The organism is uncultured Allobosea sp., from assembly GCF_945957345.1.
In the GTDB taxonomy this organism is placed as follows: domain Bacteria; phylum Pseudomonadota; class Alphaproteobacteria; order Rhizobiales; family Beijerinckiaceae; genus Allobosea.
In genome coordinates this window covers 47,072-70,656 of record NZ_CAMFKW010000019.1, presented here as the reverse complement: position 1 = coordinate 70,656, position 23,585 = coordinate 47,072, and the positions used below count along the sequence as shown (strand labels likewise).

The following is a 23,585-nucleotide window of genomic DNA, read 5'->3' as shown; positions in this document are numbered from 1 at the left end:
CGTGTCGTAAAGTCGTAAGGTCGCACAGGGCTCGACCCGCTGATTAAGAGTCAGCTGCTCTTCGCGGTTGGCGATGCTGAGGCTTCGCTGGTGGCGGTTTGGGCAACCATGCGTGCCGGCTGGGCTCGAAGCGCTTCCCTGAGCAGGTGGGAGCCTTTCGGCGGCTCGGGCGTTCCTGTCCGAAAGGACAGGTTTCGCATGATGCAACTCGATCACGGCCTTGCGGCCGCCCCCGGTAACACGCCGGCCATCCCGAATCCGCCGCCCGAGGCGCCGCCGCTGACGCCGGGGGAGGTTCCGCCGGCCCCTCCCGTCGAATCGCCGCCGGACGAGGCGCCGCAGGGTATCCCGACCGAGCCGCCGCCGGAATTGCCGCCGAATGCGCCGCCGGAAGGTCCTCCGGCGACGCCGATCGATCTGCCGCCGGCGCGCGATCCGCGCCAGCCGCAGGAATAGGGGATCAGAGCTTCGGCGCGTTGCCGGAGCCGATATCCCAGTAGAGCCCAGCCATGGCGACGAGCCCTTCGCGGGCGATGGCGGCCGGTAGGTGCTCGTCAGGGGCGTGCTGCGAGCAGCCGGGATAGGAATGCGGCACCCAGATCGTACGCAGCTTCAGGATTTCGGCGAAGATGTCGTTCGGCAGGGAACCGCCGAGATTGGGCAGCAGTGCCGGCTTCTTGCCGGTGCTCTCGGCGATCGAAGCGACTGTGAAGCGGACCCAGGCATCGTCGGGGTCGAGCCGCGTCGCGCCGAAGCGTTCGGTGCCGGGCATGATGATCTCGACCATGTCGAAGCCATGGCGGTCGAGATGGCGGCGCAGCGCCGGTGCGACGTCGCGCGGATCGATGCCGACGACGAAGCGCAGGGCGACGCGGGCCCAGGCGCTGGGTGGCACGGCATTGACGGGAGTCTCAGGCACGCCGGACTTCATCGCCAGCACGTCGAAGGAGCACCAGCCGAAGACCTGCTCGGCCGGAGAGAGGCCGGGCTCGCCCCAGTTCGGGTCGATGGTCGGGCCGGCCGGGCCGCCGTCGATCTCGCAATCAGCCAGCGCGCGACGCACGCCATCCGGCAGCTCCTTCGGCACCCATTCATGGATGCGGATCTGGCCGGTGGGCGAGGTGATCGAGGCGATGGCATGGGCGAGCTGGATCGCCGGATCGGAGAGGATGCCGCCCCAGTTGCCGGAATGATGGCCGCCTTCGCGCGCCGTGATCTGCAGGTCGAAGGTGATGACGCCGCGAGCGCCAAGGAAGACGGTCGGGCGCTCGGCATTGAGGCGCGGCCCGTCCGAGGCGATCAGGATATCGGCCTTGAGCAGTTCGGCCTCGTCCTCGCAGAGCTCGCGCAGGCCCGGCGAGCCGGATTCCTCGCCCATCTCGATCAGGTACTTGGCGTTGAAGCCGAGCTTGCCGCGCGTCTCCAGCACGGCGCGCAGGCCGTTGATGTTGATGAGGTGCTGGCCCTTGTTGTCGACGACGCCGCGGCCATACCAGCGGCCGTCGCGCTCAACGAGCTTCCAGGGCGAGAGGCCGTCGCTCCATTGCACGTCGAGGCCGCGGATGACGTCGCCATGGCCGTAGCCGAGGATGGTCGGCAGGGCGGCGTCCTCGATGCGCTCGGCATAGAGGAAGGGGCCGCGCGCCTCGGCATGGGTCAGGATGCGGCAGGTGAAGCCGAGCGATTCGAGCAGGGGCTGCATCTCCTTGTCGAGATACTCGCCCAGCACCGGGGCGCGGTCCGGGTTCTGGCTTTCGGTGGGCATCGCGACGAGGCGGCCGAGATCGCTCTTCATCCGGCCGGAATCGAAATAGTCCTGGGCTTTCGCGATCGCCTGCGCACGGGTCATGGTCTCGTGGTCTCCCCAATCGATGGCAGGCACAGTGCCGGTGGACGGAAGCGAACGCCAGTGCCAAGAGAGCCGGGCGCGTCATGCCTGCCGGGCGGGACAGTGTCGTGGTTTGAACCCCACACGGGTCATCCCGGGCGAGCGCAGCGAGACCCGGGATCCATTCCGGAACGCGGACGATAGAGGTTCAGGCATGGATCCCGGATCGGCGCCGCTTCGCGGCTTGTCCGGGATGACGGCGTGAGGTTTTGTCGATACGTCGTGCTTCCCAATGTAGTCCTTGTTCTCATGACCATGATCCCGCATCCGCACCAGCTCGCCGCGCGCGACGCCATCCTGGCGGCGCGGGGGAAGGGCGCGGCCGGCTTCCTGCTGGGGGACCTCACCGGCCTCGGCAAGACGCTTTCGGCCTGGCTCGCCTTGTCGGCGATGCCGGAGGAGGAGGTGCTGGTGATCTGCCCGAAGGGCGCGATCCCGCAATGGCGGCGGACCATGGCGCTGTCCGGCCTGCCAGCCAAGCGCGTGACGCTGATGAATTTCGAGAAGACGAAATCGCTGCTCGCGCCTGTCGCCGACAGCAAGAAGCGCTCGACGCGGGCGAAGAACAACGAGATCGCCAAGCATGGCCGGCCGAAGCGCGTCTGGCCGCTGGTCGTGATCGACGAGGCGCATCGCATCCGCAATCCCAATTCGCAGCAGGGGCTGGTCTGCCGGCAGATGGCGGAAGCGGCCGATTTCACGATCTATATGAGTGCGACGGCCGGGCAATCGCCGCATGAACTCTCCTATCTGGCGCCGCTGCTGGCCAAGGCGGTGGGCATGCTCACTGCCGACCTCGATGGGTTTCGCGGGCTGATGAAGCGATTGAAGATCGGCAGGGCCAAGGGGCGCTGGAAGAACTGGAGCTGGGAGCCGAACGAGGCCGACCGGAAGGCGATGGCCGACCTGCTTTATCGCGGTCCGAACGCGATCGGCCTGCGCCGCCGGCCGGAGGAGATCGCGGGATGGCCGGAGGTGCAGCGTGAGTTGGCACCGGTCGCGCTCGATACGGCGGCGCGCAAGCTCTACGATGCGACCTGGCGCGAGTTTCGAAGGGAGTTGGGACTGGCCGGGGGCTCGACCCGCAAGCCGCAGGGCTGGGCCGCCGATCTGCGCTTCCGGCAGAAGGCCAGCTTGCTCCGCATCCCCGGAACGGCCGATTTCTGCGAGGACCTGCTGGGCAATGACGAGCAGATCGCGATCTCCGTCGCCTTCCTCGAGACCAGCGCGATACTCGCCGAGACTCTGCGGGGGCGCGGCTGGCGCACGGCCGAGATCAACGGCGAGCGCTCGGGCGCGCAGAACGAGGAGACGCGCATCGCATTCCAGACCGGCCAGCTCGACGCGGTGATCTTCACCGTCACCGAGTCGATCTCGCTGCATCGCGGCGAGATGCCGGGCGGCGAGCGCGAGCGGGCGCTCGTCATCCACGACATGCGTCACAGCGCGATCCAGCTCCAGCAGATCGAGGGCCGCTGCCATCGCGACGGCCAGCACGCGACGATCTTCTACGCCTATGCCGAAGATACGGTGGAGGAGGCGATCGCAGGCACGGTGATCCAGCGCATGGCGGCGATGGAAGGGCTCGCCGGAGACGACACCCGGATGCTGGAGGCGATCGCCGGGATCGTCGAGGGGCGGGCGGCGGCACAGATTCTCGCCGGCAGGTGAAGAAACACATCGTCATCCCGGGCTTGACCCGGATCCATTCCGGAACGCTTCCGTTTGGGGGTCCGGAATGGATCCCGGATCTTCGCTTCGCTGCGTCCGGGATGACCGTGCATATTACCGAGGCTGTGAATTCCGGGCATCAGTTGCGCGTACGCTCGCCCAACTCCTTGGCGCCCTCGACCGATGAACTGGTCAGCCGGACGATGCTGTTCCAGGCGTCGCGCGTATAGGCGCCCTGATGGACGACCGCGTCGTAGCCGACGACCAGCACGATGATGATCAGAAGCAGGCGGAACACGAAAAGAAGCCCTCCTCGATAGCGTCGCATCAACGTCGCGATCGAAGGAGGGTTCCGGTTTGGCCCGGCTCAGCCCGCCGGCAGCAGGTCCTTCAGCCGGAACAGCGCGATCTTCTCGACCTCGGCCAGCGCCGCCGCGGTTTCCTGCTCGGGCGTGTTCTTCAAGCGCGCGTCGAAGGCGGCGAGGATCTGGGCCTTGGTCGCGCCCTTCACAGCCATGATGAAGGGGATGCCGAAGCGGGTTTTGTAGGCTTCGTTCAAGGCGGTGAAGCGGACGCGCTCGTCGCTGGTCAGGCGGTCGAGCCCGGCGCCGGCCTGCTCCTGCGTCGATTCCGGCGTGAGCTCGCCTGCCGCCGCGAGCTTGCCGGCGAGGTCGGGATGGGCGGTCAGCAGGGATTTCTGCTGCTCCGGCGTACCCCTGCGCATGGCCGCAACCATCGCCGTGTGCAGGCGTTCCGCCGTGTCGTGGCTTGCGCCGATGCCGGCATCATGGGTCGCGTCGGCGATCCAGGGCGAATGCTCCCAGACGCGGCCGAAGACCTCGGTGAAGAGCGCCTTCGGCAGCTTCGAGGGCACGTAGCCGCCAGCCGGTGGCTGTGTCCTGACCCAATGGCGGGCGATGTCGAGCCTTGTCGCGACCCAGACCCGGTCATGGCTCTGCACATAGTCGAGGAAGCGGGCGAGCGCGGCAGCGCGGCCCGGCCGGCCGACGAGGCGGCAATGCAGGCCGATCGACATCATCTTCGGCGCGGTCTCGCCCTCGGCATAGAGCGTATCGAAGGAGTCCTTGAGATAGGTGAAGAACTGCTCGCCGGTGTTGAAGCCCTGCTGCGTGGCGAAGCGCATGTCGTTGGCGTCGAGCGTGTAGGGCACGGCGAGCTGCGGCCCCTTCGGACTGCTGAGCCAATAGGGCAGTTCGTCGGCATAGACATCGGCCGTGTAGAGGAAGCCGCCTTCCTCCATCGTCAGGGGAATGGTGTTCTCGGAGGTGCGGCCCTGGTAGCAGCCGAGCGGACGCTCGCCGGTGAGCTCGGTCTGGATGCGGATCGCTTCGAGGATATCGGCGCGCTCGCGCTCCCTGGGCGTATCGCGATAGTCGATCCATTTCAGGCCGTGGGTCGCGATCTCCCAGCCGGCCTCCTGCATCGAGCCGACGATCTCGGGATAGCGGGCGAGCGCGCTGGCGACGGCGAAGACGGTGACCGGCATGTTCCGCTCGGTGAACATCCGCCAGAGCCGCCAATAGCCGGCGCGGGAGCCGTATTCGTAGATCGACTCCATGTTCATGTGGCGCTGGCCCGGCCAGGGCGCGGCGCCGACGATCTCGGAGAGGAAGGCCTCGGAGGCGGCGTCGCCATGGAGGATGCAGTTCTCGCCGCCTTCCTCGTAATTGATCACGAACTGGACGGCGATGCGGGCCTCGCCCGGCCAATGCGGATGCGGCGCCGCGCGGCCGTAGCCCTTCATGTCGCGGGGGTAGGAGGTCTGGGTCATGAAACCGCTCTTTTCGTTCAGTCCTGAAGCGTGCGGGCTTCCAAAAAATCTACCGTCATTCCGGGCTTGACCCGGAATCCATCATAGAACGCCGGAGCCTTACGATGGATTCCGGATCGGCGCCGCTACGCGGCTTGTCCGGAATGACGGGTGTGTTTCCACCGGTACTGTGCAAGCCTTTAGCTGCCGCGATAGGTGGAATAGCTCCAGGGCGAGGCCAGGAGCGGGACGTGATAGCGGCCCTCCGGCTCGGCGATGCCGAAACGGACGGGGACGAGATCGAGGAAGGCAGGCTTCGGAACAGCGTTGCCGAGGCCCCGGAAATAGGCGCCGATCGCGAAGGTCAGTTCATAGGTACCGGGCACCAGTGTGCCCGACAGGAGCGGAGCGTCGGTACGGCCATCGGTATTGGTCACGGCCTCGGCCAGCCGCTTGCGCGAACCATCGGCTTCGAGCCGGTCCAGCGTCACCGCGATGCCGGCGCCGGGGCGGCCGTTGACCGTGTCGAGCACATGCGTCGAAAGATGTCCCATCCGGTCTCCTGAGGGCGCCGGTCCCGGCCGAGCCTGCTTTCGGCCAGTGTAGAGCGCCGGTCGCGTCGGTGAATATTGGCTTTTGCGATAAGATCATGTTCCCGGATGTCAATCGACGCGGGCTGGTGAGGCGATTTCGGCGGCGGCGAAAGCAGGGTAGCTTCGCATTGCCGACGCCGCATCGTCCGGATTCGGGAAGGCCACCAGTCCTCGCGGAGCACAGCGCCATGCTCGAAGCCTACCTGATGGAATGGGGCGGCATGATGCTGCGCTGGCTCCATGTCATCACGGCGATCGCCTGGATCGGCGCCTCGTTCTTCTTCATCCATCTCGATGCCTCGCTGAAGGCGGCGCCGGATATTCCACCCGGCACCGGCGGGCGCGCCTGGCAGGTCCATGGCGGCGGCTTCTACGAGATGCGCAAATACATGGTCGCGCCGGCCGTGATGCCGGCCGAGCTGACCTGGCACAAATGGCAGAGCTACTGGACCTGGATCTCCGGCTTCTTCCTGCTGGTCTGGGTCTATTACGCCCAGTCGGAGCTCTATCTGATCGACCCGGCGGTGATGCAGCTCTCGCCCTTCGCTGCAGGCGCGATCGGCATCGCGGCGCTGGTGATCGGCTGGCTGATCTATGACCTGCTCTGCAAGTCGCCGCTCGGCAAGCATGACGTGTGGCTCGGCCTCGTCGGATTCGGCTATGTCGTCGCGGCGAGCTGGGCCTTCGCCCATGTCTTCTCGGGACGCGGCGCGCTGATCCATACAGGCGCGCTGATGGCGACGATCATGACCGCCAATGTCTTCTTCAACATCATGCCCGGCCAGCGGAAGGTGATCGCCGCGCTGGTCGCCGGCGAGAAGCCCGACCCGAAATACGGCAAGGCCGCCAAGCAGCGCTCGACGCATAACAACTACATCACCCTGCCGGTGCTGTTCCTGATGCTGTCGAACCATTATCCGGTGACCTATGCCAATTCGACGGTGATCCCGCTGCTGGTGGCGCTGGTGATCGTGGCCGGGGCACTGATCCGGCATTTCTTCAACATCCGCCATGTCGATCACGCCAAGTCGCCCTGGTGGTGCTGGGCGGTGGCGATCCTGGCGCTATGGCTCGCCTTCTGGGTCGCGATGTCGTCCTCGCCGGGCGGGCGCGAGCAGCTCGGCCTCAAGGCGAGCGAGGCGGGCAAGACCATCTTGCCGGCAGGAATGACGCTGCCGCCGACCCAGGTCGCGAATATCGTGTCAGGGCGCTGCGCCATGTGCCATGCGCCGGAACCGTCCTGGCCGGGCATCCAGATCGCGCCGAAGGGCGTGCTGCTGCATGAGCCGGAGCAGATCGCGATCCATGCCCGTGCCATCCGGACGCAGGCCGTGATGACCCACGCGATGCCGCCGAACAATCTCTCGGGGATGACGCCGGCCGAGCGGCAGGTGCTGGCGGGCTGGCTGGCGGCGGCGCGCTGAAACCCTGAGCCGTCATGCTCGCCCTCGTGGCGAGCATCCACGTCTTGAACACGATGCTCGACCAGTGAAGACGTGGATGGTCGGGACAAGCCCGACCATGACGGAGGTGTGTTTCGGGGCGCCGTAACCCCGTCCTTCGTCCTCCCCATTTCCGCATTCTTCAGCCTGTCATCAGCCGCGTTCACGGCTGCGTGAATACGTTCAGATTCGGTTCAGGTACGCAGCGTCATGGTCCCGGCCACTGACAGGGCTGGAGACAGGATCCCAAAGCGGGACCGTTCGTGCCGAGGACCGTGGGGGTCCAGTTGAGACGCGTTGATGCAAGGGGCGCCGGCTACCTGCTGGCGGCCATCGGTTTCGTCGTGGCATGGGGCATCCTGTGCTGGCCCTGGCTTTCGGGGGCGGTGACGATTCCGTTCGATGCCAAGGCGCATTTCCAGGCGCAGGTGCAGTTCCTCGCCAACGCGATCCATACCGGCCAGTCCCCATTCTGGAATCACAACGTCTTCGCCGGCTCGCCGCAGATCGCTGATCCGCAATCGCTGATCTTCTCGCCCGCGATCCTGCTCGCCCTGATCTCGCCGGCGCCGAGCTTCCGCGAGGTCGATGCCTATGTGCTGGCGCATCTGCTCGCCGGCGGGCTGGCGCTCATCCTGTTCTTCCGCGATCGCGGCTGGCATGCGGCAGGCGGGCTGATGGCGGCGCTGGTCTTCGCCTTCGGCGCCTCGGCGGCCTGGCGCGTCCAGCATGTCGGGCAGATCGCGAGCTACGCCTTCTTCGCCATCGCCTTCTGGCTGACGGCGCGGATGCTGCAGCGCTCATCCATTCTCTCCGGTGTCTTCGCCGGTCTTGCCGCCGGCATGATGGTGCTGGAGCCCGACCAGGTCGCGCTGCTCGCCGGCTATGTGCTGGTGGCCATGGTGGTCGCGCACTGGATTTCCGGCGGCTGGCCGGCCTTCCGTGCGAGCCTGCCGCCGATCGCTGCTGCCAGTATTGTCGGGGTTGCCATCATTGCGATGCCGTTGATCTGGACCTGGCTCTTCGCCGAGGCGACGACGCGGCCCGAGATCGATTTCGCGATCGCGGCACGCGGCTCGCTGCATCCGATGTCGCTGCTTTCCGCGATCGTCGGCGACCTCTATGGCGCCAAGGATCCCGCCGTCGAGTTCTGGGGACCCTATGGCGACCCGCAGGTGCTCTATCTCTCGCAGAACATGGCGCAGATCTATTTCGGCGCGCTGCCGTTCCTGCTGCTGCTGGCGCCCGGTCTGACCCGCGGGTGGCTCTGGGACAGGTCGGTTCGCCCGCTGACGCTGATGCTCGCCTTCATGGTGCTGTTCGCGCTCGGCCGTTACACGCCGCTGTTCCACCTCACCTATGACTACCTGCCCGGCGTGAAGCAGTTCCGCCGGCCGGCCGACGCGACTTTCCTGATCGGCGGTCTGGCGGCGATCCTGTCGGGCTATGTCCTGCATCGCATCCTGACGGCGGAGGCGGGGACCTCCTTCCGTCGCGACCTCCTCATCGGCGCGGCGCTGGTTCTCGGCGCCATCGTGCTCGCGCTCGGGATTTCGCGTGACTGGGGCCATCTCGCCGATGCCTGGAAGCCGGTCGCGATGGCGCTGGTCTGGTTTGCGGTCGCGGGAGCTGCGTTCTTCGCTTTGCAGCGCTGGCGCGGGGCGCTCGGCACGGCCGCTGCAGCGGTCCTTGTCACCGGCGTGGTCGCCGCCGATCTGGGCGTCAACAATGGCCCGAACGAATCGACCGCGCTCTCGCCGCAGATGTATGACGTGCTGGATTCCCGCACGAAGAACGACACCATCGCGCTGTTGAAGGAGTTGACCTCGCAGCCGGAGGGTTCGCCGCGGCGCGACCGGGTCGAACTGCTCGGCATGGGCTTCGAGTGGCCGAATGCCGGCATGGTTCACGGCTTCGACCATACGCTGGGCTACAATCCGCTGCGGCTGGAGGACTTCTCGGAGGCCGTCGGCACCGGCGACGGCATCGCCAAGCCGGCCGACCGCAAGTTCACCCCGCTCTTCCCGTCCTATCGCTGCCGGCTCGCGAACCTGCTGGGCCTGCGCTACATCGCCTCGCCCGTTCCGATCGAGCAGGTCGACCACGCCCTGAACGAAGGTGACCTCCACCTGATCGCCCGGACCAAGCAGGGCTATGTCTACGAGAACCCGCGGGCGCTGCCGCGCGTACAGTTCGTCGCTGGTTGGCAGTTCGCCGATTTCGAGAGCATGAAGCTGTCGGGCCGCTGGCCGGAGACAGATCCGACGCAGGCCGTTCTGCTCGACAACGAGCCGCCGGTCGCGACGCCGGAGGGGCCGGTCGCGGCTCAGGCCGAGGTCAAGCTGACGCGCTACCGCAATGCCCATGTCGAGATCGAGGTCACGACCCCGGTCGCCGGCTTCGTCGTGCTCAACGACATCTGGCATCCCTGGTGGAAAGCCGAGGTCGACGGCGTCGAGACCGAGATCCTGCGGGCCAATGTGCTGTTCCGCGCCGTGCAGGTGCCGGCCGGAACGCATAAGGTGCATTTCAGCTTCCAGCCGCTCTGGGGCGCGATCGCCGAGCTCAAGGCGCGCATCGAGCCGCAGGAGCCGGAGGATACCTTGCCGCCAGCGCCGAAGCAGAGCGGGCCGCAGATCGTCGCCGCGCCGGGCGAGATGCCGATGCTGCCGGGGCCTTCCTTGAGCGTGCGCAATTCGCTGGGGCTCGGCCCGAGCCAGATCCAGCCCGCGCGCAACGGCACGGCCGCCGTGCAGATTCCCGGCGACCCGATCGCGCATTGAAAAAGCCGCGGCGGGGCCGCGGCTTTCACTATCCTCTGACCTTGCGAGCTCTGCCTTCAAGCAAACGGCGTCATCCCGGGCGCGCTACGGCATGAAATGTCGCTGTGCAGACATGGGACCGTTCCCCGGAAAAGGCATCTTTGCGGAGGTGGTGAGGCAGGGAGCTTCAAGCGGCATGCGGTCCCGTGTCTGCGCAGCAGCGTTTCACGCTGCGGCGCACACAGGATGACAACCGCCGCTTGCTCAGCTGCCAGCCGCTCCTTGGGCGATCACCCAAGAAACACGCGCTCAGGCGACGCCGAGCTTCTTCTGCAGGCTGCTGGAAGAGGTCGTGTACTGGAAGGTCAGCCGCTTTTCCGGATAGACGTAGCGGTGGACCTTCTGGGCGCAGAGCGCCGCCTCGTGGAAGCCCGAGAGGATCAGCTTGAGCTTGCCTGGATAGGTGTTGATATCGCCGACGGCGAAGATACCGGGCACGCTGGTCTCGAATTTCTCGGTATCGACCGGGATCAGGTTCTCGTGAAGGTTCAGGCCCCAGTCGGCGATCGGGCCGAGCTTCATGGTCAGGCCGAAGAAGGGCAGCAGCGTATCGCAGGCGATGTCGAAGGGCTCGTTGTCGGTGCCGCGGCAGACGACCGCCTCAAGCTTGCCGTCCTCGCCCTTCAGGCCGGTGACCTGGCCGAGCTTCATGTCCATCTTGCCCTCGGCGACGAGGGTGCGCATCTGCTCGACCGAATGGGGCGCGGCGCGGAAATCGTCGCGGCGGTGCATCAGCGTGACGCGGTTGGCGATCGGCTGGAGGTTCAGCGTCCAGTCGAGGGCGGAATCGCCGCCACCGACGATCAGGATGTTGCGGCCGCGGAAGGCCTCCATCTTGCGCACGGCATAAAACACCGAGCCGGCCTCATAGGCCTCGATGCCGGGGATCGGCGGCTTCTTCGGCTGGAAGGAGCCGCCGCCGGCCGCGATGATCACGGATTTGGTGTCGAAGACGGTGCCGGCATCGGTGGTGACGCGGAAGCGCGGCGCCTCGGGGGTGCCGGTCGGCTCGACCGCCTCGATCATCTGATTGAGATGGAAGGTGGGCCCGAACGGCTTGATCTGCTCAAGCAGGTTGTCGACCAGCGCCTGGCCGGTGACCATCGGGAAGCCGGGAATGTCGTAGATCGGCTTCTCGGGATAGAGCTCCGCGCATTGTCCGCCGACCTTCGGCAGAATGTCGACGAGATGCGCGCGGATGTCGAGCAGACCGAGCTCGAAGACGGCGAAGAGGCCGCAAGGGCCAGCACCGACGATGACGACGTCGGTGGTGATGACTTCGTTTTCGTTGGCAGCAGCCGCGTCGCTCATGATCCTACCTTCGAGCCGGTCCAAACTGTCCGATTTAACGAACCCGCGCGGAGGACATGAGGCTTCGAAGGCCGGTTGGCAAGGGGAAAGTACAGAATCAGCGGGACGCTCGGGGGAAGGGGAAGAGCCTTCTCTTTCCCCCAGGCGCCGGAGTGGAATCAGGCTCCGGTATCGGCCTTGAGCCCGGCGGCGGCGATGCCGGCGCAGGCGGCGGCCTCGTCATTGTCGGAGGTATCGCCGGAGATGCCGACCGCGCCCAGCAGCGCGCCTTCGGGCGAGCGGATCAGCACGCCGCCGGGAACCGGGACCAGCGAGCCGCCGACGGCATGGGTCGCCGCTTCCACGAAATAGGGCCGGTCCAGCGCCATCTTGTGAATCGCGCGCGAGCCGACGCCGAGCGCGACCGCGCCATGTGCCTTGCCGAGCGCGATCTCGCCGCGCTTCAGGCTGGTGCCGTCCTGCGCGGCGAAGGCCTTCTGCGCGCCGCGCGCGTCAAGCACGGCGATGGCGAGCGGCTTGAAGCCGTTGGACTCAGCATGGCCGAGCGCGGTCTGGAGAATGGTCTGGGCCTGGGCGAGGGTCAGCATGGGAAGCTCCGGTTGCTTTCGCGACGTTCTTGCCAGCCGCTGGCCTTGCGGGAAAGGCCGTTCGGGGCCGCTTATGCGCAATCGGCGCTAGCCGGCAAGCAAAACACCTTTTCCACTGCGACTTGCATAGGGCGGCCCGACAGGGCTTGATAGCGCCGCGACACGAGGAGGTTTGCTCAATGGGTCTGTTCAGTTTCATCAAGGATGCCGGTGCCAAGATCTTCGGCGGCTCGGCCAAGGCGGCGACCGCCGACGATCTGCAGAAGGAACTTGCGGGGCACGGCCTGCCTTCCGACGTCAATATCCAGATCGACGGCGATAAGGTGAAGGTGTCCGGCAAGGCCGTTTCGACGGAAGAGGCAGAGAAGATCATTCTCGCGCTCGGCAATACGACGGGCGTGGCGCAGGTCGAATCGGAGCTCGCCGTGACCAAGGAGGCTCCGGCCGCCGTGTTCTATACGGTGCAGAAGGGCGATACGCTCTGGAAGATCGCCGAGGAGCATTACGGCAAGGGCCAGGGCGCGAAATACACCGAGATCGTCAAGGCCAATACGCCGCCGGTCAAGAATCCCGACCTGATCCAGCCGGGCTGGGTCCTGCGTATTCCGCCGAAGGCCTGAGGACTTTCCGCGACCGGGCAGCCGCGGCCTCAAGGCTTCGCGGCTGCTTTTCGTTTCCGGCATCTCCGAGCGCCTGCAGATGGTGGCGCCAGCGGGATTGCCTCCTTATCTCAACGGCTCGCCGACCGAGCTGGAGTGGCCTGCCCATGATCGTGAACGACCTCGATATCGACGCCGTGAAGGCGGGCTTGAGCGATGGCTCCATCCTGCTGGTCGATGTCCGCGAGCCGCATGAATTCGCTGCCGGGCATATTCCGGGCTCGGTGTCGCGGCCCCTGTCGCAATTCGATCCGGCCGACCTGCCGAACGAACCGGGCAAGCGCATCGTGCTCTCCTGCGCGGCGGGGGTGCGCTCGCGGCGCGCGCTCGAATTCGCGCAGTCGGCCGGGCTCGACATCGACAGCCATTATGCCGGCGGCTTCAAGGACTGGCTGATGCACGGCGAGCCGGTCGCGCAGGATTGAGGCCTCGAGGCTTCGCGCGCGCCCGACGCCGCTCATGACTAAGGATAAGACGATGCTGACCCGAGCTTTCTTCTACGGCGCAGCCTGTGCCACCGCCTTGCTTCTGGCGGCTCCTCAAGCCGGCTGGGCGCAAGGCGCCGCGACGATGCCGGCCGGCAGCATGAGCAAGGCCACCGATGACGACCTTCAGGCCGCGATCACCAAATCGAACGCCTATACCGGGCTGATGAACCGCACATTGCGCGCCATCCAGTCCTGGGAGCGCTATGGCAGCTGGGTCGATATGAAGAAGGGCCCGACCGGCAAGGAGCGCTACATCACCTATGGGCTCTACAGCCTCTATGACGTGGCGGGCGAGATCAAGAAGGCCGAGGAGGCGATGGCCCGCGAGCCGAAGCTGCCGGCGATCGACGAGACCATGGGCCGCTATATCAAGGCGTATCAGGAGTTGGCGCCGCTGATCACCAAGGCCGAGCGCTATTACGACCGCAAGGACTATCGCGACGACAATCTCGCCGAGGGCCAGAAGCTGCATGCGCTGATGGTGCCGGCTGCGAAGACTTTCCTGGAGGAGCGCTCCAAGCTCGATGCGCTGATGCGCGTCTACAAGCGCGGGCTCGACCAGCGCGAGCTCGCCTCGATCGAGCAGCGCGAAGGCAAGTCGGCCCGCTGGCAGGTACGCAACATCATGATCAATGCGCGCGCCGTCATGGACCTGATGCCGAGCAACGAGAGCCCGATCGTCGATCTCAAGTCCTTCAACGCCGCGGTCGCCGATTATGCCGGCGCCGTCCGTGAGATGGACGCGTTCAAGGACAAGGAGCCGAAGGGCGTGCCCTTCATCGAGAGCCAGGCCAGTTCCTGGCTCGGCAAGCTGCGCGATTTCAGCGACAAGCTCGCCAAGAGCAAGGGCGATGTCCGGCGCGGCGCGGCCAAAGACGCCAACTGGATCGTCAACAACTACAACACCATGGTCTCGCTCTCGGAGACGGCCGTGCGCATGTCGCGTTGAGTTCGATGCGTGCGACGCAGCCCTGGCGCGTGGTGGGCCGGGGCTGACGTGGCGCGTTTTATGCCCCAGTCTTTCATCAGACCAATCTGAGGATATGCCTCATGCGTCCCATGAAATTCGGTTTCGGCCAGCCGGTGCGGCGGGTCGAGGATCAACGCCTGACCACCGGCACCGGCCGCTATACGGACGACATCCCCGCTGATGGCGCTCTGCATGCCTTCGTGCTGCGCTCGCCTTACGCCCATGCCCGCTTCGCCGTCTCGGATGTCGAGACCGCGCGCAAGATGAAGGGCGTCAAGCTCATTCTGACGGGCGCGGATGTCTCCCAATATGGCGATCTGCCCTGCAAGGGGCATGTGAAGACGACCTCCGGCAAGATGTCGGAATCGCTGCCGGTCCCGGTGCTGCCGACCGACACGGTGCGCCATGTCGGTGAGGCCGTCGCCTTCATCGTCGCCGAGACATTGGCGCAGGCACGCGACGCGGCGGAAGCCATCGCCATCGACTGGGATCCGCTACCGGCTGTGACCGGTATTGCCGAGGCGCTGGAAAAGGGCGCGCCGCAGGTCTGGCCGGATCGGGCTGGCAATGTTGCCTTCGAGGCCGAGCAGGGCGACCGCGAGAGGACTGAGAAGGCCTTCGCCAAGGCGGCGCGGACGGTTTCGCTCACCGTCGTCAACAACCGGCTCGCCTCCAACTACATGGAGACGCGCGCCTGCATCGCCGAATACGACAAGGCCGACAAGCGCTGGACCCTGACGCTCGGTAGCCAGGGCAGCCACGGCATGCGCGATCTGATCGCGACCTATGTGCTCAAGGTCGACCCCAAGCGCATCCGCGTGGTGACGCCGGATGTCGGTGGTGGCTTCGGCACCAAGATCTTCCTCTATCGCGAATATCCGCTGGCGATGATCGCGGCCGAGAAGCTGAAGCGGCCGGTGCGCTGGGTCGCCGATCGCAACGAGCACTTCCTCGCCGACACGCATGGCCGCGCCAATCTCGCGACGGCGACGATGGCGCTCGACGCCAAGGGCAAGTTCATCGGCCTCAAGGTCGATCTCTCGGCCGAGATGGGCGCTTACCTCTCGCAATATGGGCCCTTCATTCCTTGGGTCGGCACCACGATGACGCCGGGCTGCTACAACATCCCGGCCGTGCATGTCGTGTTCCGGGGCGTGCTCACTCACACCACCCCGGTCGATGCCTATCGCGGTGCCGGCCGTCCCGAGGCCGCCTATCTGATCGAGCGGCTGGTCGATGCGATCGCGCGCGAGACCGGCAAGGCGCCGGATGCGGTGCGCGCCCAGAACTTCGTCAAGCCGACGGAAATGCCGCACAAGACGCAGACCGGCCCGGTCTATGATTCCGGCGAATTCGAGGGCCATATGCGCCGCGCCATGGATGTGGCGGACTGGAAGGGCTTCAAGGCCCGCCAGAAGGCCTCGGCCAAGGCCGGTAAGATCCGCGGCATCGGCCTCGCCAGCTATATCGAGGCCTGCGGCGGCGGCGGGCCGGAGAGTTCGACCGTCATCCTCGAGAAGGACGGCATGGTCACCGTGCTGATCGGCACGCAGTCGAACGGGCAGGGGCATGAGACGGCCTATTCGCAGCTCGTCTCGCAGCATCTCGACATCCCGATGGACCGCATCCGAGTCGTCCAGGGCGATACCGATCGGGTCGAGACCGGCTCGGGTACCGGCGGCTCGCGCTCGATTCCGGTCGGCGGCGCCGCACTCGACAAGGCGACGGGCATTCTGACCGACAACCTCAAGCAGCTCGCCTCCGAGAAGCTCGAGGCGGCGGTGGGCGATCTCGAGATCGCCGATGGTGCGGTGCGGATCGTCGGCACCGACAAGTCGCTCGACCTCGCCGCGATCGCGGCACTGCCTGGCGCGACGCCGGCCATGCTCAAGGTCCATCAGAGCTGGACGCCGCCGGAGGCGACTTATCCGAACGGCACTCATGTCTGCGAGCTGGAGATTGATCCGGGTACCGGCGGCACGGAGATCCTCAACTATGTCGTGGTCGACGATTTCGGTGTGACGCTGAACCCGCTGATGCTGCAGGGCCAGGTCCATGGCGGCTCCGCGCAGGGGATCGGCCAGGCGCTGATGGAGGAGATCCGCTTCGATCCGGACGGGCAGATGCTGACCGCGACCTTCATGGACTATGCTCTGCCGCGCGCCGTCGACATCCCGAATTTCCATTTCGAGACGCGCAATGTCCGCTGCCTGACCAACGCCATTGGTGTGAAGGGGGCGGGCGAGGCGGGTGCGATCGGTGCCTGCCCGGCGGTCATGAATGCGGTGGTCGATGCGCTCGACCGGGCTGCCGGTATCAAGGCTATGGACATGCCGGCGACGCCGCTCAAGGTGTTCACGGCGCTGAAGGAGGCCGGTTATCGGCTTTGATGCAAGAAAGAGCTTGCGATCCCGCAAGCTCTTTCACGCAAAAGCGACTTGGCTCTGTTGCGATCATCGTTTGATCTGGACAAGTTCGAAATTGCGCATCTCGCGCGGACTTGTCTTTGAGGGGAACTGAATGATCCGTACTGCTCTCGTTCTTGCCGGCCTCGGGCTTGGCCTCACCGCCGTGATGGCGCAGTCGAACCCGATCGCGGAGCGCCAGCAGACGATGAAGGCCGTCGGCGCGGCGACGCGCGAGGGCGCGGCCATGGCCAAGGGCGATGCTGCCTTCGATGCGACGAAGGCGCAGGCCGTCTTCAAGACCTATGCGGATGCGGCCAAGAAGATGCCGACCCTGTTCCCCGATTCTTCCAAGACCGGCGGCGAGACCACGGCCGCACCGAAGATCTGGGAGGATCAGGCCGGGTTCAAGGCGGCTTTCGCCAAGTTCGAGACCGATGCGTCCGCCGGCGCGACCGTCGCGAATCTCGACGGCTTCCGCACCGCATTCGGTGCGGCGACGAAGAATTGCGGCACCTGCCACGAGGCCTATCGCATCAAGAAGTGACCGGCCTCACGGCTGATCGAGCGAGCGGGCGCCAGCGATGGTCGCCCGCTTTTTCATGTCTAGCGGAGCCATCCGTGGCTCACGGGCGTTGGAAAACGGGCAGTTTGGAATTGCTGCGTTTTCAGGGTTGCCGACGCGAGGCCGGCCCGTCCAATCTGTCGACCTGCCGACGGGAGACCTCGATGCTGCTGCTGCGCCGCCTTTTCGTGACCCTCGTGCTGCTGGCAGTCGTGGGCTTCGCGGGCTTCTACGTGCTCACCGATCCGCGCGTGGTCTCGCCCTCGCCGGAGATCGGGGCTCTGCCGGCGGCGGATGTCGAGAACGGCAAGCTGCTGTTCTCGGCCGGCGGCTGCACCTCCTGCCACGCGACGCCGGGGCAGGACGACAAGTGGAGGCTGGGTGGCGGGCTCGCGCTCGAATCGCCCTTCGGCACCTTCCACGCACCGAACATCTCGCCGCATACGCGCGACGGCATCGGCAATTGGGGCGTGCAGGATTTCGTCGATGCGATGGCGGCGGGCGTCTCGCCCTCCGGGCAGCATCTCTACCCGTCCTTCCCCTATACCTCCTACCGGCTAATGCCGCCCAAGGCGCTGGCCGATCTCTTCGCCTATATCCGCACGCTGCCGCCGGTCGAGGGGAAGGCTGCGCCGCATGACTTGCGCTTCCCCTTCAACATCCGCCGCGTGGTCGGCGGCTGGAAGCTGCTGTTCTTCGAGCGCGCGCCGTTCCGGCCCGACCCGGCCAAGAGCGAGGCCTGGAACCGCGGCGCCTACCTGGTGAACGGTCCCGGCCATTGCGCCGAGTGCCATTCCGCCCGCAATGCACTGGGCGCCATCGTCCCCTCGACCCGCTTCGCCGGCGGGCCGGACCCTGAGGGCAAGGGCTGGGTGCCAAACATCACCCAGTCCGAGAAAGGGCTGGCCAAATGGTCGAAGGAGGAGATCGCCGAGCTCCTGAAGACCGGCTTCACGCCGAGCTTCGACAATGTCGGCGGTTCGATGGCTGCGGTGGTGCGCAATATCGCGCAATTGCCCGAGGCGGACCGGATGGCGATGGCGGAATACCTGAAATCGTTGCCGGCAATCGAGGGACCGGAACGCCCGCAGGCCAAGGCGCCCTGAGGCAGCGGGCGAGGAGCGGCATGCGCTTCAAGGCTGTGATGGTCGATGTCGACGGCGTCGTGATCGTGCATCCGGATCCAAGGGGCTGGGCGGCCTATCTGGAGCGCGATCTCGGCCTGTCGCCGGCACTGCTGCAATCCGCGTTCTTTGCGCCGCATTGGCCGGATGTCATCCTCGGCCGTGCCGGTTTGCGCGATCGTCTTGTGCCAGTGCTGGCCGAGATCGCGCCGAAACTAAGCGCCGACGCGCTGATCCGGTACTGGTTCGAGAACGACGCCCATCTCGACCAAAGCCTGCTGGCGCAGCTGGCGTCGATCCGGGCGAGCGGCGTGAAGCTCCATCTCGCCACCGTGCAGGAACACGAGCGTGCGCGCTACGTCTGGGGAGAGCTTGCGCTGAAGCAGCATTTCGATGCGATGCATTATGCGGCGGAGCTCGGTTGGGCCAAGCCCGCGGGGGAGTTCTTCCGCGCTGCCGCTGCGCGGTCCGGCTTCGCGCCGCACGAGATCTTTTTCATCGACGACAAGCAGGCGAATGTCGACGCGGCGCGCGGAGAAGGATGGAGTGCGGCCCTCTGGGACGGCTCACGGCCGCTCGGGGATCTGATCACCGAAGCGGCGAGCGCCAAACAGGGACTTTAGGCCGCTCGCGCGACCCGCTCCGGCTTCGCGATCTCGATGCGGTTACGGCCAAGCGTCTTGGCCTGGTAGAGCGCGCGGTCGGCGGCAGCCAGAAGGGTCGCGAGGTCGGGCTCGCTGCCGCTGGTCTCGGCAAGGCCGATGCTGACGGTCGCGGGGATGCCGAGCCCGTCGCTTCGCGCAGCCGTCTCGGTGAAGCTGCGGGCAATGCTTTGCCCGATCGCATGGGCATCCGCGCCCCTGGTCTGCGGCAGCAGGATCGCGAACTCCTCGCCGCCGAGCCGGGCGCTCATGGCCCGCTGACCCGCCACCTCGCGCGCGATATCGGCGAAGAGCTTGAGAACGCGGTCGCCCACATCGTGACCGTAACGGTCGTTGATGGTCTTGAAGTGATCGAGGTCGAAGGCGAGCAGGGAATGCGCGGCGTCCCTGCTCGCACCGCTCAGGTGTCGGGGACCGAGTTCGAAGAAGCCCTGGCGGTTGTTCAGCGTGGTCAGGAAGTCGGTGCGCGCGGTTGCCAGGAGGCTCGCCCGGTCCTCCTCCCGCACAAGCGCCAGAAGCGACATCGGCATCGCAACGGTGACCAGCACGGCCTCGTACATCGTGATCTCCGCCACGAGCGCGAGCACGTCCTCGCCATGGATCGCGGTGATCACGGGAACGACGAAGGTACGGGCGGCGTAGAACAGGCCGTGTCCGGCGAAAACGGCGACGGCGATCGGGCGCGAGCGCAGCGCCCGTACGGTCCGGCTGCGCAGCAAGGCGAGCGCCGTCAGGCCCGAGACCACTGCGATCGGAAATGCGCTGACATGATTCCAGAGGAGACCGGCCGCATCGACGCCGGCGGAGAACCAGGCGATGCCGATGGCGGTGAGCAGTCCGGCAATGAGGAGAGGGTGGAGCCTGCGGCCGTCCAGTGCCAAGGCGCCCTGAAGCATCACGAGATAGCCGAGCATCATCACGACATTGGTGACGGCGAAGCCGGTTATGCCTGGAAGTGTGTTGCGATTCATGGCCAGAACGCAGCCGATCGCGAAGACGGCGTAGGCGGTGGCCCAGAGGCCGAGTTCGCGTGCGCGCTGGGCGTGTGCCTTGCGCTCCCACAGGGTCATGACTGCGGCGATGAGCGCCGTTCCCGTCGTCAGATACCAGAGGGTTGCGAGATCCATCGCTATCGCCGTCAGTGCTGCCAGCGTCCGGCTTCAGGCATGATCAACTGCTCCCACGCACCCAAGCCAGAGTTCTACCTACGCGAGAGAAGTTAACTCCAGCTTGTGCCGATACGCGACCGAGGGGGTATCCTGACGGAGCGCAGAGGAAGAAGGAGGAACGACATGAACGATGACAAACGGGCGATCCGGCAGGTCGTCGAGACCTGGATGGCGGCGAGCCGGAGCGGCAACCTCGATACCGTCCTCGGCCTTATGACCGAGGATGTCGTCTTCATGGTTCCCGGGCAGGAGCCCTTCGGGAAGGCGGCTTTCGCGGCGCTCTCGAAGGGGGCGAGCGGAAGCGGGATCGAAGGTACGAGCGAGATTGTCGAGCTCAAGATCCTCGGGGAGTGGGCATTCATCCGCAACCGCATCGCGATGCAGATGACGCCACCGGGCGGCGAGGCCATCCGTCGTGCGGGCTATGCACTGACCCTGTTGCGCAAGGAGGCCGACGGCCAGTGGCGGCTCGCGCGCGACGCGAACCTGCTGACCTTGCAGAGCTGATTGCGGGTTCCGCCGAGCGGGAGCGGGCGGCTACTCCATCACCGCCGCTTTGAGGATACAGACCATCAGGGCCGTTCCGGCCTCGTTGCCGACGCAGCGGACGACGTGGCGGCGGTCGCAACGGTAGCGCAGGGTCTCACCGGCCTTGGCGCGCTGGACGATGTCGCCGACCTCGACCTCGAATTCGCCGGAGGTCACCGAGAGCGATTCGATCGAGCCGCGCTGGTGGCCCTCGGAATCGAGCTCGCCGCCGGGCTCGGCGCTGACCTCGTACCATTGCAGCCACTCGACCGTCTTGATCCAGCCGACGATGGCGAGGCGCAGCTTGCCGTCCTCGGAGACGAGGATCGGCGTGTCGGCGCGGGTGGTCTTCTCGATGAAGGGCTCTTCCTCGCCGCTGGAGAGCACGCGCTCGATCGAGATGTCGAGGGCCTGCGACAGCCGCCAGATCGTCGCCAGCGTCGGATTGGTCTCGTTGCGCTCGATCTGGCTGATGATCGACTTGGCCACGCCGGACTGCTCGGCGAGGTCGGAGAGCGAGAAATTATACGCTTTGCGCAGGCGCTGGATGGTCTTGCCGAGCTGGCCCGAGATCACCTGAGCCCCGGATTCAAGCTCCCGCCCGCCGCGCTCTTTCGTCTCGATTCCCATCCGTCCGGCCCCTTTTCGACTGTGATGTCGTTTGTAACGGCGGACGATCGTTTGAACAAGCGAACTGTGCCTGACGCAGACCTTTCGGTTCTCCGGCGGTCAGGTCATGCGGCTGGGGCCGACCTCGCGCTGCTCGCGGCGGGCGAGGCCGAGCTGGCGCTCGCGCAGGATCACGTAGATGCCCGAGGCGATCACAATGGTGGCGCCGATCAGGATCGTCAGGGGCGGCCATTCGCCGAACCAGAACCAGCCGATGGCCACGGCCCAGAGCATGGTCGAGTATTCGAAGGGCGCGACCAGCGAGGCGTCGCCATAGCGATAGGCCTGGACGATCAGGATCTGGCCGAGGCCGCCGAGAATACCGATCACCACCATCATCACGGCATCCCGGAGGTCTGGGATATGCCAGCCGAGCAGGATGGTCGTGAGGCCGAGCAGACTGGTCAGCAGCATGAAGTAGAAGACGATGGCGCCTGTCCGTTCCGTCGCGGTCAGGAGGCGCACCTCCACCGAGGCGAAGGCCGAGCAGAAGGCGCCGGCAAGTCCGAGCATGGCTCCGATCGCGGCATTGCTGCCGACCGGATGGGTGCCGGCGCCCAGATGTGGCGAGAGCATGATGAGCACGCCGACGAAGCCGATCGTCACAGCCGTCCAGCGATAGATGCGGACCCGTTCCTTGAGGACGAGTGCGGCCAGCACCACCACTGCGAGCGGCGCGGCGTAGCCGATCGCGACAGCCTCTGAAAGGGGCAGGAACTGCAGGGCCGCGAAGCCGCAGAACATGCCGGTCGAGCCCATGATGCCGCGCTTGAGATGGCCGCGCAGGTTGCTGGTCTTCAGAGCGGCTGGCAGCTCGGCGCGCCATACCAGCCAGATGAGGAGCGGGATCATCGCGAAGAAGGAGCGGATGAAGACGATTTCGCCGGTCGGATAGCGCGTCGAGATCGACTTGATGCCGGCCGACATCAGCGTGAAGGCCAGCGCCGAGACCAGCTTGAGGGTGATGCCGAGAAGAGGGGACAAAGCGCGCGGCCGGAGAGCTGGGACGGTTTCGGGCGAAACCGTCCCTCTTTAGATCATGTCGAATCCGGGAAGCGAAGCGTGAACTCTGCAACCCGGCTAGGCCATTGGTGTGGGGCTTGTGTCAGAACGTGCCGCGGAAGGCGCCGCCGTCGATCAGGAAGTTCTGGCCAGTGAGGTAGCCGGCATGGGCGCTGGCGACGAAGGCGCAGAGCTTGCCGAACTCGTCGGGCGTGCCGAGGCGGCCGGCGGGCACCGCCGCGAGCCTGCGCTTCACGGCCTCGTCCATGCTGATGCCCTGCATCTCCGCGGCCTTGGTGGTCGCGACCTTGATCCGGTCGGTGTCGAAGACGCCCGGCAGGATGTTGTTGATGGTGACATTGGCATGCGCGACCTCGCGGGCGACGCCCGAGAGGAAGGCCGTGAGGCCGGCACGCGCGGCCGAGGAGACGTCGAGCCCGGTCAGCGGGGTCACGACGCTCGCCGAGGTGATGTTGATGATGCGACCGAAGCCGCGCTCGACCATGCCATCGATGACGCGCTGCACCAGCTCCAGCGGGGTTGCCATGTTCTGGACGATGCCTTCGAGCAGGCCTTCGCGCGTCACCTGGCGGAAGGGCTTGGGCGGCGGGCCGCCATTGTTGTTGACGAGGATGTCGGGGTTCGGTGCCGCAGCCAGCAAGGCATCCTGGCCGGCCTTGGTCGAGACATCGGCGACGACGGCGACGACCGTCGCGCCGGTTGCAGCGCGGATCGCGGCGGCGGTGGCTTCCAGGGTGGTGGCGTCGCGACCGTTGATCACGACGGTGCAGCCGGCCTGCGCCAGCGCCTCGGCGCAGCCGCGGCCCAGCCCCTTGCTGGAGGCGCAGACGATGGCCGTGCGGCCGGCAATTCCCAGATCCATGATGGTCTCCGATCAGCGTGGAGGTGTTCGAGGCTTAGAGCCTCCGACAAAATCCTGAGGGGTCTCGACGCCGGCAATTCGTCCGCTCCGCCAGGAGCGGGGTGAAGCCGATACCGTTGGTATCGGCAAGCGCCGCGACGCCGCGGGCGGTCGAATTCCCGGCGCCGAAGGTGGGCTTTGGAGGGCCGCCTGCGGCGTCGGAGCGACTTGCCGATATCGATGGATATCGGCTGCGCGCTCCTCCTGGCATTCGGCTCCTCCAATGCCCATCGAGACCCCTCAGGATTTTGTCGGAGGCTCTTATACCCTGAGCACGGATTGGCCGCGCCGTCATCAAAGCGCAACGCAAATCAGACACACGGCCCTCGCATCGCAG

At 66.2% G+C, this 23,585-nt stretch carries 22 protein-coding genes; 12 read left to right on the top strand and 10 right to left on the bottom strand.

Features of this window, described 5'->3' with window-relative positions; translation table 11 throughout:
- The first annotated feature begins 198 nt into the window (after positions 1 to 198).
- A complete protein-coding gene (locus Q0Q36_RS11695; protein WP_293798313.1) occupies positions 199 to 456 on the top strand; it encodes a hypothetical protein in 258 nt (85 codons plus the stop codon).
- Between the two features lie 4 nt (positions 457 to 460).
- Here the strand turns inward: Q0Q36_RS11695 and Q0Q36_RS11690 are convergent, their stop codons facing one another.
- Complete coding sequence (locus tag Q0Q36_RS11690; protein WP_293798311.1) at positions 461 to 1,849, bottom strand: M20 family metallopeptidase; 1,389 nt, start codon at positions 1,847 to 1,849, stop codon at positions 461 to 463.
- 288 nt (positions 1,850 to 2,137) lie between these two features.
- Here Q0Q36_RS11690 and Q0Q36_RS11685 point away from each other — a divergent pair, with 288 nt between their 5' ends.
- Positions 2,138 to 3,559, top strand: a complete 1,422-nt coding sequence (locus Q0Q36_RS11685) for an SNF2-related protein (RefSeq protein WP_293798309.1) — start codon at positions 2,138 to 2,140, stop codon at positions 3,557 to 3,559.
- Between the two features lie 139 nt (positions 3,560 to 3,698).
- On the opposite strand, the gene Q0Q36_RS11680 is transcribed toward Q0Q36_RS11685, so the two are convergent.
- From Q0Q36_RS11680 to uraH, 3 genes are all read right to left on the bottom strand, one after another.
- A complete protein-coding gene (locus tag Q0Q36_RS11680; protein WP_293798307.1) occupies positions 3,699 to 3,857 on the bottom strand; it encodes a hypothetical protein in 159 nt (52 codons plus the stop codon).
- A gap of 69 nt (positions 3,858 to 3,926) precedes the next feature.
- Positions 3,927 to 5,351 (bottom strand): allantoinase PuuE, encoded by a 1,425-nt coding sequence (gene puuE, locus Q0Q36_RS11675; protein WP_293798305.1) that lies wholly within the window; start codon positions 5,349 to 5,351, stop codon positions 3,927 to 3,929.
- A gap of 179 nt (positions 5,352 to 5,530) precedes the next feature.
- Positions 5,531 to 5,884, bottom strand: coding sequence for a hydroxyisourate hydrolase (gene uraH, locus Q0Q36_RS11670; RefSeq protein ID WP_293798303.1), 354 nt, complete (start codon positions 5,882 to 5,884; stop codon positions 5,531 to 5,533).
- A gap of 227 nt (positions 5,885 to 6,111) precedes the next feature.
- Here uraH and Q0Q36_RS11665 point away from each other — a divergent pair, with 227 nt between their 5' ends.
- A complete protein-coding gene (locus tag Q0Q36_RS11665) occupies positions 6,112 to 7,347 on the top strand; it encodes a urate hydroxylase PuuD (protein WP_293798302.1) in 1,236 nt (411 codons plus the stop codon).
- Positions 7,348 to 7,652: 305 nt separating this feature from the next.
- Entirely contained in the window at positions 7,653 to 10,148 is a 2,496-nt protein-coding gene (locus tag Q0Q36_RS11660; RefSeq protein WP_293798301.1) for a hypothetical protein, read from the top strand.
- Positions 10,149 to 10,436: 288 nt separating this feature from the next.
- On the opposite strand, the gene Q0Q36_RS11655 is transcribed toward Q0Q36_RS11660, so the two are convergent.
- Positions 10,437 to 11,498 carry an NAD(P)/FAD-dependent oxidoreductase gene (locus Q0Q36_RS11655; RefSeq protein ID WP_293798299.1) on the bottom strand — a complete coding sequence of 354 codons (1,062 nt, stop codon included), beginning with the start codon at positions 11,496 to 11,498 and terminating at the stop codon, positions 10,437 to 10,439.
- Between the two features lie 158 nt (positions 11,499 to 11,656).
- Complete coding sequence (locus tag Q0Q36_RS11650) at positions 11,657 to 12,085, bottom strand: heme-binding protein (protein ID WP_293798297.1); 429 nt, start codon at positions 12,083 to 12,085, stop codon at positions 11,657 to 11,659.
- Between the two features lie 179 nt (positions 12,086 to 12,264).
- On the opposite strand from Q0Q36_RS11650, the gene lysM reads away from it, so the two are divergent.
- From lysM to Q0Q36_RS11615, 7 genes are all read left to right on the top strand, one after another.
- Positions 12,265 to 12,705: a peptidoglycan-binding protein LysM gene (gene lysM / locus Q0Q36_RS11645; protein WP_265060162.1), complete on the top strand. Its 441-nt coding sequence runs from the start codon at positions 12,265 to 12,267 to the stop codon at positions 12,703 to 12,705.
- Positions 12,706 to 12,851: 146 nt separating this feature from the next.
- Positions 12,852 to 13,169: a rhodanese-like domain-containing protein gene (locus tag Q0Q36_RS11640; RefSeq protein WP_293798296.1), complete on the top strand. Its 318-nt coding sequence runs from the start codon at positions 12,852 to 12,854 to the stop codon at positions 13,167 to 13,169.
- A gap of 52 nt (positions 13,170 to 13,221) precedes the next feature.
- The gene (locus Q0Q36_RS11635) at positions 13,222 to 14,181 is read left to right on the top strand and encodes a YiiG family protein (protein WP_293798295.1); all 960 of its coding nucleotides are present in this window, start codon (positions 13,222 to 13,224) and stop codon (positions 14,179 to 14,181) included.
- A gap of 101 nt (positions 14,182 to 14,282) precedes the next feature.
- Complete coding sequence (locus Q0Q36_RS11630; protein ID WP_293798294.1) at positions 14,283 to 16,592, top strand: xanthine dehydrogenase family protein molybdopterin-binding subunit; 2,310 nt, start codon at positions 14,283 to 14,285, stop codon at positions 16,590 to 16,592.
- 130 nt (positions 16,593 to 16,722) lie between these two features.
- Positions 16,723 to 17,154: a cytochrome c gene (locus tag Q0Q36_RS11625; protein ID WP_293798292.1), complete on the top strand. Its 432-nt coding sequence runs from the start codon at positions 16,723 to 16,725 to the stop codon at positions 17,152 to 17,154.
- 182 nt (positions 17,155 to 17,336) lie between these two features.
- A complete protein-coding gene (locus tag Q0Q36_RS11620) occupies positions 17,337 to 18,278 on the top strand; it encodes a cytochrome c (protein ID WP_293798290.1) in 942 nt (313 codons plus the stop codon).
- A 20-nt stretch (positions 18,279 to 18,298) separates the two neighbouring features.
- On the top strand, positions 18,299 to 18,919 hold the full coding sequence (locus Q0Q36_RS11615; RefSeq protein WP_293798289.1) for an HAD-IA family hydrolase: 621 nt from the start codon (positions 18,299 to 18,301) through the stop codon (positions 18,917 to 18,919).
- Here the strand turns inward: Q0Q36_RS11615 and Q0Q36_RS11610 are convergent.
- Positions 18,916 to 20,085: a diguanylate cyclase gene (locus Q0Q36_RS11610; protein ID WP_293798288.1), complete on the bottom strand. Its 1,170-nt coding sequence runs from the start codon at positions 20,083 to 20,085 to the stop codon at positions 18,916 to 18,918. The two genes, Q0Q36_RS11615 and Q0Q36_RS11610, sit on opposite strands and share 4 nt — an antisense overlap.
- A 165-nt stretch (positions 20,086 to 20,250) precedes the next feature.
- Between Q0Q36_RS11610 and Q0Q36_RS11605 the strand changes: the two genes are divergently transcribed.
- Positions 20,251 to 20,634, top strand: a complete 384-nt coding sequence (locus Q0Q36_RS11605; RefSeq protein ID WP_293798286.1) for an SgcJ/EcaC family oxidoreductase — start codon at positions 20,251 to 20,253, stop codon at positions 20,632 to 20,634.
- A gap of 30 nt (positions 20,635 to 20,664) precedes the next feature.
- On the opposite strand, the gene Q0Q36_RS11600 is transcribed toward Q0Q36_RS11605, so the two are convergent.
- From Q0Q36_RS11600 to Q0Q36_RS11590, 3 genes are all read right to left on the bottom strand, one after another.
- Complete coding sequence (locus Q0Q36_RS11600; protein WP_293798285.1) at positions 20,665 to 21,285, bottom strand: XRE family transcriptional regulator; 621 nt, start codon at positions 21,283 to 21,285, stop codon at positions 20,665 to 20,667.
- 99 nt (positions 21,286 to 21,384) lie between these two features.
- A complete protein-coding gene (locus Q0Q36_RS11595; RefSeq protein WP_293798284.1) occupies positions 21,385 to 22,308 on the bottom strand; it encodes a DMT family transporter in 924 nt (307 codons plus the stop codon).
- 121 nt (positions 22,309 to 22,429) lie between these two features.
- The gene (locus tag Q0Q36_RS11590; RefSeq protein ID WP_293798283.1) at positions 22,430 to 23,209 is read right to left on the bottom strand and encodes an SDR family oxidoreductase; all 780 of its coding nucleotides are present in this window, start codon (positions 23,207 to 23,209) and stop codon (positions 22,430 to 22,432) included.
- Positions 23,210 to 23,585: the final 376 nt, after the last annotated feature.